Origin of the sequence: Actinoplanes subglobosus, assembly GCF_042650585.1 — a bacterium.
GTDB lineage: Bacteria > Actinomycetota > Actinomycetes > Mycobacteriales > Micromonosporaceae > Actinoplanes > Actinoplanes subglobosus.
Map to the genome: position 1 here is coordinate 130,525 of NZ_JBHSBL010000015.1, position 11,861 is coordinate 142,385.

Consider the following 11,861-nt stretch of genomic DNA (forward strand, 5'->3'; position numbering starts at 1 on the left):
GTCAGACCCCTTCGACCTGGGCGAAGACCTGGTCGAAACGGGACAGCGCGTCGTCGATGACCTCGTCGGTGTCGGCCATCGACGTGTACATCCGCGACCCGGCGAGCGTGATCACGCCGTGGGCGGCGTACGCGGCACCCATCTGCTCCATCAGCTTCTTGCGGCCCTTGTTCTCCTTGAACAGCTTGACCGGGTTGCGCATGTCGAGCATCAGCACACCACTGGACTCCAGGTGCACGATCGAACCCTGGTTGTAGGCGACGTACGGCAGGCCGTACTTGTCGATCAGCTTCTGCAGGCCGCGGGTCAGCCGGTCACCGGCCTTCCCGGCGATCACCGGCGCGTTGGTGCGGGCCATCTCCTTGATCGCGAAGTAGCCGGCCGCGCACGACAGCGGGTTCGCCGACAGGGTCCCGCCGACCTGGATGTGCGAGCCGTTCTTGCCGTCGAGGCCGGAACCGAACACCGCCATCGCCTTGGCGCTGCCGCCGACACCACCGGCCATCGGGTAGCCGCCGGAGACCGCCTTGCCGAACACCGTCAGGTCGGGCGTCACCCCGAAGTAGCCGGCCGCGCCACCCAGACCGGTCCGGAACCCGGTCACCACCTCGTCGAAGATCAGCATCGCGCCGAACTCGTCGCACAGCTTGCGCACGTTCGCGTTGAAGTCCTTCGGCACCGGGCGGGTGCCCGACTCCGGACCGAGCGGCTCGACGATCACGGCGGCGGTGCCTCCGCGCATCCGGTTCTCGATCAGCTTCCGCTTCAACGTTCCCAGATCATGAGGGAAGGCTTCACGGGTACGGCCGGTGGCGCCGAACGGGATCCCCTTGGCGTTCATCCGGAACGACCCCGGCACACGCAAGCCGTAGACGACGGTGTCCGACCAGCCGTGGTACGCGCCACCGACCTTGATCACCATCTTCTTGCCGGTCCCGGCGCGTGCCGCACGCACCGCCGCCATCACGGCCTCGGTCCCGGAGCCCAGCGACCGGTACATCTCGATGTGCGGCATGTACTGGTTGATGATCTCGGCGAGCTTCAACTCGTACTCGTGGAACAGACCGGTCACCGGCCCGGACGCCTTGATCACCTCGGCCACGGCCTCGTTCACCGGCGCATAGTTGCTGCCCAGGATCGTCGGCCCGCCGGCCTGCAGGAAGTCGATGTAGACGTTGCCGTCCCGGTCGGTCAGGTACGCCCCCTCGGCCTTGTCGATCGCCAGCGGGAACGGGTAGTTGAACGCCAGGTTGTGCTGCACCCCGCCCGGGATGCGCTTCTTGGCCCGGTCGGTGATCTCCTTGGAAGCCGTGCACTTGGTCTCGAAGTAGTTCAGCGTGTCCAGCAGCGCGTCGTGCCGCAGACCGCGCAGGGGCTGGGCGACCAGGGCCTTGAGACGGCGCATGGTGTCGTCGACGTCGAGATACTCGGTGATCGAGTAACCGAGGTCCGCCGAGCTCGCCGTCTCCGCCGGGGCCTCGACCGTCGCGCTGGTCGGCGGTTCCTCGTCCACCGGCACCCGCACCGGCTCGACAGCCTCGGTGATCTGCGCCGCGATCCGCTTCTCGTCCTTCTTCAACTTGCCGAAGGCGATCTCACGGATGGCGGCCGGAATCGTGTAGACCTTGCCGGCCTCCGACGCCAGCGCCATCAGATAGGCGATCGACACCTTCTCCAGCAGCGCCATGTTGAACACCGCACGGTCCGGGTCGGTGCCCAGCGCCACCACACCGTGGTTGGCGATGATGAACGCGTTGTCGCCGCTGGCCACCTTCTTCTGCACATTCTTGGCCAGGAAACCGGTGCCCGACGGGGCGTAGTCGATGATCGCGACCTCTTTGCCGAGGAAGCGGACCTGCTCGTCGGTCAGCGCCGGGATCGGCTTGCGCAGGAACGCCAGCGCACTCGCGTACGGCTGATGGGTGTGCACGATCGCGTTGACGTCCGGCCGCTCCCGGTAGACGTTGGCGTGCATCCCGCACTCGATCGACGGGACCAGACCACCGGCGCCGTCCGGGTCCGGGACGTGCTTGCCGTTGAAGTCGACGATGCAGATGTCCTCGACCCGCATCTTGTCGTAGTCGTAGTTGCTCGGCGTCACCGCGTACAGCTCGTGACCAGGGATGCGGACCGAGACGTTGCCCTCGGTCGCCTTCAGATAACCGCGGTCGAGCATCGTCCGGCACATGTCGACGACGTGCTGGCGGGAAAGGCGATGTTTCACGGGCTGATCCTCAGGTCGCGGGGGTCCTACCCGAACCATCGTCGTCCGGCTTCCCGATCGAAGCATCGTCGGTGAACCAGTAAGAATTACCGGGTGACTTATCACGGCGTGACAAATACGCCTTGGCTCCACGTGCCGGCCGACCTCGCCGTCGCCATGCGGCCCCGTCTGCCCGCGGCCGTCGCCGAGATCGCCGCCGCGGTCGAGGCGGGCAGTGAAGCCGGCGGGGAGAAGTTCTCGCGCGACGTGCGTACCGCGGTGCAGGTCGCTCTTGATCGTTTCCTGGATCTCGCCGGAACCGACGAGCCCGCGCTGCCGCCGCGGATCCGCGAGGTGTTCGTGGCGCTCGGCGCGGCCGAGGCGCGCGAGAACCGCGGGCCGGAAGCCCTGCTCGCGTCGCTGCGGATCGCCTCCCGGCTGCTGCTGCGGACCGCCACGCAGGCGCTCGCCGAACAGCGGGAGGTCAGCGTCGCCGAGGTCATCGACCTGTCCGACGCCACCAACGCGTTCATCGACGAACTGGCCACCGCCAGCACCGACGGCCTCGCCCGCCAGTTGCGCGAGCAGGCCGGGGAAGGCGATCGGCGGCGGCGCCAGCTGGCCGATCTGCTGCTCGCCGGCGGCAGTCCGCCGGATGTGGTGCGGGACGCTGCCGCCGGGATCGGCTGGCCCGGTGTCGACGTGGTCGTGCCGGTGTTGCTGCCTGCTGATCAGGCACGGGACGCCCGGTTCCGGTTCGGGGCCGACGGGGTCGTCGCCGAGCGGGGGCGTGACGCTGTGCTGCTGTTGCGGGCCGGGCCGCGCACCGAACGGGCGGCGCTCGCCGAGGCGCTGCACGGGCGGGCGGCGGTCGTCGGGCCGGCGCTGGCGTGGACCGAGGTGCCGCAAGCTGTCCGCCTCGCCGAGCGCACCGCCGAACTCGTCACGCCCGGGGCGGCGCCGGCCTTCGTCGACGAGCATTTCGCGGCGCTGGCGTTGCGCGGCGAACCCGGGGCGCTCGCGGTCCTCACGGCCCATCGGCTGGCGCCTCTGGCCGGGCTCCGAGACAGCCAGCGCGAAGCCTTTCTGCTCACCCTTTCCAGTTGGTTACGGCATTGGGGATCGCGTACGGCCGTCGCGTCCGAGTTGTTCGTGCATCCCCAGACGGTCAGTTACCGCCTGAACAGATTGCGCGAACTGCTGGGCGACGACCTCGACGACCCGCGGATCCGCTTCGAACTCCAGCTGGTCCTGGCCCATCGATAATGGACGTCATGGATGCCCCCGAACCGAAAACGACCATCGTCGAGCCGACGTTCGAGGCGCGGTTCCTTCTTGTTCCCCGAACCGATACGCCGAAGACGGTGGTGCCCAACCGCACTTCTCAGGTTCCCGTGCTGGCGAACGGTTAAGTGTTGTCTTCTTGTTCCGGTCCTTCTGCTTGATCTAGTAGAGCATTCAGGTCCTGAAACAATTCCTCATCAAGGACGGCGGTGGCTGCGTCGGAGAATATGACTCCGTCGAGCTTCGCGCGGAGGTCACGGAGCCGCGCGATGTTAAAACCGGCTTGGGGAACGCCGATTCCGAGACTTATGGCGAGGGCCCGGCAGTGGAAGGTCACCGCCTCGGCGAGGTTATTGGTTTCAGTACGGAGGGTTCCGATCTGACTGATTGAGATGGCCATACCAGCCCGGTTTCCGAGTTCCTCTTCGATGGTGAGTGCCTGCTGGTAGCGGCGTTCGGCTTCGGTGTAGTCGCCCCGGGTCTGGGCGATTATGCCGAGTTGGTGGTAGCTGCTAGCCGTGCCGGCCTGGTTGCCGAGTTCCTCGTCGATGGTGAGGGCTTGCTGGTAGCGGCGTTCGGCTTCGGTGTAGTCGCCTCGCTTTTGGGCGATTATGCCGAGCTGGTGGTAGCTGCTGGCCATGCCGGTCTGGATGCCGAGTTCCTCGAAGATGGTGAGGGCTTGCTGGTAGCGGCGTTCGGCCTCGGTGTAGTCGCCCCGGTCTTCGGCAAAATTGCCGAGCTGACCGTAGCTGTTGGCCATGCCGGCCTGGTTGCCGAGTTCCTCTTCGATGGTTAGGGCTTGCTGGTAGCGGCGTTCGGCTTCGGTGTAGTCGCCCCGGTTGTGGGCGATTATGCCGAGTTGGTGGTAGCTGCCGGCCGTGCCGGTCTGGTCGCCGAGTTCCTCGAAGATGGTGAGGGCTTGCTGGTAGCGGCGTTCGGCCTCGGTGTAGTCGCCTCGGTTCTGGGCGACTATGCCGAGTTGGTGGTAGCTGTTGGCCGTGCCGGCCTGGTTGCCGAGTTCCTCGAAGATGGTGAGGGCTTGTTGGTAGCGGCGTTCGGCCTCGGTGTAGTCGCCCCGGTTGTGGGCGATAATGCCGAGCTGTTGATACCAAGCCGGGCGGCGGGATGAGTCCTCTGGGAGCCAGCGCAGCGTGTCGTGGATCAGGCTGGTTTCCCGGTCCCAGGCGCCCCACTGGTCGAGTTGGCTGCAAATGTGCTCGGTTATGGTGCCGGCCGTTTCCAGATCGTCGATGGCCAGCCGGTGGTGACGGGCTTCCTCGAGATCGTGCAGGTCGTCAATCGCGCTTTGCGGCCAGGTTTCGAAGCGCCACTGCCAGAATGCCGCGGCAGCGTGGTGGGCGGCGGTTACCAGCCCGGGGCGATGATGTCGGCCGTGCGGTGAGGTCCAGTGGCGATGTAGTTCGGTGGCGGTCCAGCGATGCATCACCATCCGGCCGTCATCGAGGGTGGTGATCAGACTGGTCGTGGCCAACTGCCGGACCAGGTCGGCCATTTCGGATGCTGCGGTCAGAGGAGGATGAGGTGGTCGGCGTGCCTGTTCGAGCAGTTGGACGAGTTGTCCGCGGTCAGCCGGAGTCAGCGGGCTGTCCTCGGCGAGCGCCTCATCCGGGCTGTTCAGATCTCGCTCGTACCGCGACAACAGATCAATGATCAGCGGGGCCGCCTCGGCCATGCCACCCGGGCGTGCGGCATCCGGGTCGCGTCGCCGATCTGGAACAGGAGCCCGTTGATGTCGACCGGTTCGCGGTAGACGCTGATCCCGGCCAGCAGACGGACTGCGCCCTCGATGCTGTCGAGACGGGCCAGGTGCTCGGTGAGCAGCACGTCGTCGGCGGCCAGCGTGACCGTGTCGGCCAGTGCCGCGTCCAGCGTGCGTTCCTGAGCCAGCCACTCGGCAGTGCCGGTGGAGCCGAGTCGCGTCTCGACGGCATCGTGCAGACGCTGGGTGATGTCGGCGAAACGACCCTGCCCGGCAGGGTCACCGCCGTTGGCGGGCAGGAGGGCGTCGAGGTACTCCAAGGCCCGGGGATGGCCACCGACGGTCTGCCAGATCCGCTGGCGCGCCCCGGCATCGGCAGCGTGACGGTCCAGGCGCGGCAGCGACCACAGCAGCTTGCGGGTCTCGGCCAGGCTCAGCGGAGGCACCTGGCAGGCATGCACCCGTTTGCCGGCCAGGCCGGGCAGCTCGAACCGGTAGCGGCTGGTGATCAGCAGCCGGCTGCGGCCGGGCCCTGTCAGCCAGGTGGCGAGCAACTCCGCCAGACCGGGGTCCGCGATCGACCAGCCGGACTCGGTGGCGCTGTCCGCGACCAGGTTGTCCTCGAAATTGTCCAGCACGACCAGGACCTTCGCGCCGGTCAGGACCTGATCGCGAAGCAGAGCGAACCGGTCGGTCCAGGGCAGGTCCACCCGGACGGCCATCTGCACCGCGGTCATCGGCTCGCCGCTGAGCTGCCCCCGTAACATGAGGTCGCGGCGAGCCGCACCGGCGACCGCGTTCAGCAGACCGTCCACGGCGACGACACCGGTCAGGGTGACCAGATGCCAGCCCGGTGACGTGTCGAGCACGCGGCGAACCACCTCGGCGGCCAGGGTCGTCTTCCCGATCCCGCCGATACCGTGCAGGAGCACCGACGTGCCACTGTTGCCGTTGAGCAGGAGAGGCAGGGTCCGCTGCACGTGCCGGCGGCCGACGAACTGCCCGACCGGACGGGCCAGCAGGCCACCGAGATCGGGCACGGCCTCTACTCGGGGCTTGACGGTCGCGGTGCCGTCGGCGACTGTCACGGCCGGGGTTGCGGCCAGCACACTGACCACACTCCACTCGTCCATCCCCGCGATCGCCTGGGCCAGCGGATCCGAACCCGTGGCCAGCTCGCGCTGCACGTGCCGCCGGGCGCGCGCAACCGCCAGGACCACATCCGGCGCCGCCGAACCCGCCAGCTCGGCGTACACCGCGGCGAACAACCGGGTCGCATAGACATCGGTGACCGAGGTCTGCGTCGCGATCACCGCACCCGTACCCCGCTGGGCCAGCCTGGCCGCGAACGACCCCGCACCGTCCTCACCGTCGGCGTCGGTGTAGCAGGCCGCGAGTGAGATCACCCGCGGCATCCTGCCCTCCGGGATCGCCTCCGCGATCAGGGTCTCCGGGTCCACTTCACGGCTACCGCCCTGCTCGTCCTCCAGGTGCAGGATGCCCGGCGCGCCGTGCGCCGACAGATGCAGTACGTGCGTCGTGTCCTCGTCCAGCGCCGCACGGATCGCCGCCGTCGTGGCGAACGGCACGATCCGCACCACCGCCTGGCTGCGGTGCGCCCGGTGCACCGCGTCCAGGACACTGCTCAGCTCCCGCTCGTAGTCCAGCAGTGCTCCCTTGCCGGACTCGGGGGAGGCGATCGCCACCACGATCCGCAGCGGACCTGGAGCGGCGGCCGGCAGGGAGCCTGTCGTTTCCACTTTGCGGTAGACCGACACCAGATCGTGCAGGACCAGCGGTCGGCCGGTCACCGGTTCCGGCAGTGCCTCCCACGGCAGCCACCACCAGTCCGGCGCCTCCACGCCCACCCGCACCGGGAGATGCGCCCGTTTCGCCCGGTGAATCACCCGAGCCAGCACCTCGGCGACCGGAAGCGGCATGAAGGACTCGGCCAGCAACTCACCGGCATTCCGGAGCGACACCACGCCCGGGGTCTGGGGCGTGGTTTTGAGGTCACGGACCGCGGTGTGGGGACGGGCGCGTTCGCGGCGTACATCGTGGAGGGCGTTGGCCAGACCTGATGACACACCGCGATGTGGGGCCGTCACATCCTGCCCGCACCCGGACAGGCGCACCTCCGTCGGTGACACCGTCAGGACCAGCTCCAGCAGCCCGCTCGCCGACGCCACCTCCTCGACGGCGATCGACGCCACACCGTCGAGCAGCGCGGACAGGTCTTCGATGCGGGACACCCAGACCGCGCCGGCCAGCCAGCCGTCCTGCGAGTTGTAGCGGCCGGAGACCACGCCCACCACCGCCCGGTCGGAAGCGCGCAGAACCGGCGCGCCGCTCATCCCCGGCATGACCGCGTCCGCCTGAAGGCGGGACCACAACACGCCGTCGCGCAGCGCCGGTCCGCGCCAGTGGCCGCCCGCTGTCAGCAGCTCGTACTCGTGCTCGTCGTCCTCGACCGTCGGACACCCGGCCGTCGTCACCGACTCGTTGTCCCGCACCGCGTCGGAGACCACGACCTGTGCCACAGACCGGGGGAGCGGCCGCCCGGCGATCAGAACCGCCAGGTCGTGCACCTCGTCGACGCGCTCGACCGTCGCGTCCCACCCGGCGTCGCCGCCGACGGGTCCGACCCGGACCACCGAACCGACCGCCGCCGCATCGATGTCCACGAGCACGTGATGGGCCGTGACCAGCACCCCGGGCTCGACCTGGAAGCAGGTGCCGACCGGCGACGAGCCGTCAGCGGCGACCCAGCCGAGGAACTCGTATCCCGACAACCGCACGGTCATGACTCCGGCTCCTCGGCGTCTGCTTCGTCGGGGTCCGCCTCGGCTGGTCCTCGAAGCTGCCGCTCGCCACCCGTACCGTAAATGATCTTTATCTTGAGTGATGCCTCGCCGGAGGCGCCGGCCACGATCACGTCGCCCTTGGCCGACACCTTCAGTCCGAACTCGACCTCCACCGACTCCGGGCTGCCGACCCGGCGCGTCACCCGGCCGACCATCCGCGCCGTCGACACCGCGATCTCCTCGACCGCCGCCTGCGCCCGCTCGAATGCGTCCAGCGCTCGATCGGCGGCGCGCCCGCCCGTGGACGTCTGCTGCGAGCCGGCCACCGGCACGACCTCGACCAGCACCTCGACTGCGCCCACCCGCACCGGAATCGTCTGCGCCACCCAGACTCCTTCGCCGAGAACAATGATCCCACCCGGCCGAAGTGCCAATTAATGATCAATTGACAGGTTCGGCAGAGGTCAAAAATAGAACCCGCCGGAACCGCTGCCCACGGGCATTTGAAATTGTCAGGCATCCGACAACCAATTCCGGCGAATCCTGCATGATCGCGGCCGGCCCCACGAGTCGACCGTTCCGGCGCCATCTGGGTCGACGCCCGATGGCGTCGGGTTGGCGAGAATCATGAGGTGGCCTTGACTTTCGCGCTTCTGGGCCGAGTTCTCGCTGGTAGGTAGCTTTCGGAGGCCAGGCCAGGCCCGCGCCGGCGATGCAGTGGATTCCGGCCGCACCGGCAACCGGTGGCTGAGGTCAGCCTGCCTGGACGGCCGAACGACGGTGAGAGCACACGAACCGCTTACGTGTGATCTCACCGTTGCTATCACGCAATGCCGCGCACTTAAGAGGTTCCGCGTGTCGGCAACGGCCATCCGGGTGATCGATACCCTGCCGAAACGGGCTTCTCGGGCAGGCTCGAGTTGCTCGATCTCGCTGCGGGCCGTCGGCGGGATCCGTGGGCCGGTCAGTGGACGCCCGGAGTAGTGGGTCCGGATGGCAGTCGATCGCCGCTCAGTGCGGTGACGGTCGGCCTTCACCGGGTCGCCCTGCCGGATCTTGACCATTTTTCCACCGGTTCCGGTGGTAAGCCGGTCAAGATCGGCCAAGGTTGACCCGGCTGACGTCGACGGTCACCACATAAGCAGGCATGCCACGTCCTTGAGATGCGGGGAGATGTCGTTCAGTCCGGCGAAGCAGGACGGCCCTTCGGCCCATGCGTCCGGTTCGTGTTGATATCGCTCCCTCGAGTCGGTGTTGCCGATCCCCGGAATCCCTTAACTGCGCGGCATTGCGCCATAGGGACGATGAACGCACCCAATCCGCTGATCGGGGTCGCCCATCCTCGCTATGGCGACTACCGGTGCACACGAACGGCGATCGTGTGCGCTGACCCACGCGCCTGCCGACGCCGGCCGGCATGGCTTCTGCCGATGGCCGCGATCGCCCGCGGGCCGATTCGGCTCTCGGCGCCGATACGGCAGTGGATTCACAGAAGCGCGAAAGTCGAGCGGTGGCAAAGCGGTCAAGATCTCCGCCCGGAGGCCTTTTTGAGCCTTTCACCACCGAAAACGGTGGCAAAGTGGCCAAGATCCCTACGTCGCTGGCGTCATCCAGGGCGCAAGGACTCCGCGAGATGGCGGAATTCAAGTGCCGTCAGTGTGCCGTGGGCAGGAAGGTCCAATAGCCGCTGGTGTGGGGGGTGAGACCGAATCGTTTTCCGGGTTCGAGGTCGTTACGGATCAGCGAGAACAGGTCGGACAGGACCGACGCGCGGTCGCCGAAGTAGGAGTGGCTCATGAAGCCGGTGTCGAGCTGGCTGGCGTCGATCGTGTCGAGACCGTCGATCACGACGATGTCCGGACCCGATTGTCCCGCCCGTGGATAGTGCGCGAGTGTCTGGGACATCTGGAGAGCCCGGTCGCTGGACGAGGCGTACAGGGTGTAGCGGTGGGCCCGTCTCAGGAACTGGGCGGCCAGCTGGGTGAACACGCCCGCGTCGACATCGGGGGCGGCGAAGACGACCTGGCCCAGACCCTGGGATTCGGCCGGAGTGAGGTCGGCGAGCCCCTGCGTCACGACCCGGTTGCCCATGCTGTGCGCCAGCAGGTGAACCCGCTGGGCACCGATTCCGCCCAGCGTCAGCCGGAGGAAATCAGCGAAGTACGGGCGCGTCCACAGACTGTTGTCGGCGTCGGCGGGATAGCTCAGCGTCTCGCCCTCCGACGGCCAGCTGTACAGCATGGGAATCCCGTCGAACTGCAGGTCGTAGGCGATCTGTGCGGCCCGCCGGGCGGCGTCGGTGAAGGTGACGTTGTAGCCGTGCACGAAGATCAGCGCCTCCGGGGTGGCGGCGGAGGTGATCGCGGTGGAGGCCCGCTGGGTGAAGGCGGCCTGGTCCAGCGGCGCGGTGCCGAGGAGCGCGACGTGTTTTTCGGGGTCGGCCCGGAACTGGAGCTTCCACCACCGGGGCTTCTCCAGAGCACCCATGCGGTGATCGTCGGGGACGCTCACCCGCGCCACGCCGAAGCTCGGCGCCCCGCGCGTACCGGTGAACGGGTCGGCCTTTCCGGGTTTGGCCGGAGCACGGTTCGTCCCGTACAGAACCGGGATCTCGAGAAACCGGCTGTGCTTCACCGCGCCGGGAATGCCCGGCACCGACCCGTCGCGTTTGATCGTGGTGTCGAACACCTGCATCAGCGCGGCCCTGGCTTCCGGCTGAGCCGCGAAAGCGGACAGCAACTCGCCGGCCTCCGGGTCACCGGTGCCACCCGCGGCACGTGCCGTCTCCACCCGCCGGAGGTGGAGCAGCACGGACTGCTCGAACGACTCGTCAACCCGCGACAGGCGCGGCCACACCAGCGCTACGGCGTCCACCAGCGCCGCGACCTCGTCATACGACTCCACCCGAACCTCCTTGCCGACCCGACCATTCAACCCGATCAGACCTTTCGGTTGTAGCTTGCGGACATCTCGGGGTTCTCTCCAGGTTGTACGGTCGGGAGAAGACAGCTCTGAGGCCGAGGAGGCCGCGTTGGTCACTGGTCTGGTTCTCGACGGCTCGAGCTTCGAGATCGTGGCCGGCCCGGACCGGATCGGATCCCGCCGCCGGGTCAGCGCCCAGGACCAGGCCCTGCTGGCCGGCATCGGCACCCGATACGTGCGGGCGGTCTACGCGGACGCGACCGACGACGTCTTCGTGACACTCGGCCGTGACCTGTGGTCGTGGCTGGAGGGCGACCAGGGCCAGCTGACGGCACTGCTGGAGCGATCCTCCGGACTGATGACCTTCGAGGTACGCGGACCGAGGTCCCCGAACGAGGCGGCGTGGGCGGTGCTGCGGGCGCCGTGGGAGTTGCTGGCCCGCCCGGACGGGGGATTCCTGGCCGCCGACGCGGTGTCACGGTTCTGCGTGGTCCGGCGGCTGGGCGTGCCCGGCGTCGTGCCGTCACCGGACGGGCACCGGCTCGGGCTGGTGTTCATGGCCTCGGCGCCCCGGCAGCAGCGCGAGCTGGACTTCGAGGCCGAGGAGGCCGCGATCCTGGCCGCCGTCGACGAGACCCGGGTCGACCTTGTCGTCGAGGACACCGGCAACCCCGTACAGCTGGGTCGCCGCCTCGCGGACCTGGACGGGATGCCGGTCGTGCACCTGTCCTGCCATGGAGTGAACCGGTGGCAGGCGCGGGCCGACGGCCAGCGCGTGCCGGCGCTGATGATGGAGGACGAGATCGGCGGCGAACTGCCGACGACGGCCGCCGACCTCATCGAGGTGATGACGAAGGCCCCGCGGCTGGTGTTCGTGTCGGCGTGCCTGACCGCGGCGTCCGCGGACGCGAGCGGGCACCTGCCGCCC

The 11,861-nt window shown here is 68.2% G+C and carries 8 protein-coding genes; 3 read left to right on the forward strand and 5 right to left on the reverse strand.

Translation table 11 applies throughout. The features are described from left to right. Position 1 precedes the first annotated feature (1 nt). Positions 2-2,224: an aminotransferase class III-fold pyridoxal phosphate-dependent enzyme gene (locus ACFO0C_RS15305; protein ID WP_378067271.1), complete on the reverse strand. Its 2,223-nt coding sequence runs from the start codon at positions 2,222-2,224 to the stop codon at positions 2-4. A 108-nt stretch (positions 2,225-2,332) separates the two neighbouring features. On the opposite strand from ACFO0C_RS15305, the gene ACFO0C_RS15310 reads away from it, so the two are divergent. Beyond that, complete coding sequence (locus ACFO0C_RS15310) at positions 2,333-3,469, forward strand: PucR family transcriptional regulator (protein ID WP_378067272.1); 1,137 nt, start codon at positions 2,333-2,335, stop codon at positions 3,467-3,469. 8 nt (positions 3,470-3,477) lie between these two features. Next, positions 3,478-3,615, forward strand: coding sequence for a hypothetical protein (locus tag ACFO0C_RS15315; RefSeq protein WP_378067273.1), 138 nt, complete (start codon positions 3,478-3,480; stop codon positions 3,613-3,615). On the opposite strand, the gene ACFO0C_RS15320 is transcribed toward ACFO0C_RS15315, so the two are convergent. From ACFO0C_RS15320 to ACFO0C_RS15335, 4 genes are all read right to left on the reverse strand, one after another. Continuing rightward, positions 3,612-5,180 carry a tetratricopeptide repeat protein gene (locus ACFO0C_RS15320; RefSeq protein ID WP_378067274.1) on the reverse strand — a complete coding sequence of 523 codons (1,569 nt, stop codon included), beginning with the start codon at positions 5,178-5,180 and terminating at the stop codon, positions 3,612-3,614. The genes ACFO0C_RS15315 and ACFO0C_RS15320 overlap by 4 nt on opposite strands. Next, positions 5,159-8,011 (reverse strand): CHAT domain-containing protein, encoded by a 2,853-nt coding sequence (locus tag ACFO0C_RS15325; RefSeq protein ID WP_378067275.1) that lies wholly within the window; start codon positions 8,009-8,011, stop codon positions 5,159-5,161. Before ACFO0C_RS15325 ends, ACFO0C_RS15320 begins: the two co-directional genes overlap by 22 nt. Beyond that, the gene (locus ACFO0C_RS15330; protein ID WP_378067276.1) at positions 8,008-8,397 is read right to left on the reverse strand and encodes a CU044_2847 family protein; all 390 of its coding nucleotides are present in this window, start codon (positions 8,395-8,397) and stop codon (positions 8,008-8,010) included. Before ACFO0C_RS15330 ends, ACFO0C_RS15325 begins: the two co-directional genes overlap by 4 nt. 1,267 nt (positions 8,398-9,664) lie before the next feature. Beyond that, entirely contained in the window at positions 9,665-10,915 is a 1,251-nt protein-coding gene (locus ACFO0C_RS15335) for an alpha/beta hydrolase (protein ID WP_378067277.1), read from the reverse strand. Between the two features lie 127 nt (positions 10,916-11,042). On the opposite strand from ACFO0C_RS15335, the gene ACFO0C_RS15340 reads away from it, so the two are divergent. Continuing rightward, positions 11,043-11,861: CHAT domain-containing protein (locus ACFO0C_RS15340; RefSeq protein ID WP_378067278.1), on the forward strand; the 819-nt coding region annotated here is incomplete at its 3' end.

What these genes read in the sequence shown, in the direction of transcription:
- ACFO0C_RS15325 (WP_378067275.1), bottom strand. Translation starts at nt 8,011, where the DNA reads ATGACCGTGCGGTTGTCGGGATACGAGTTCCTCGGCTGGGTCGCCGCT.
- ACFO0C_RS15315 (WP_378067273.1), top strand. Translation starts at nt 3,478, where the DNA reads ATGGATGCCCCCGAACCGAAAACGACCATCGTCGAGCCGACGTTCGAG.
- ACFO0C_RS15320 (WP_378067274.1), bottom strand. Translation starts at nt 5,180, where the DNA reads ATGGCCGAGGCGGCCCCGCTGATCATTGATCTGTTGTCGCGGTACGAG.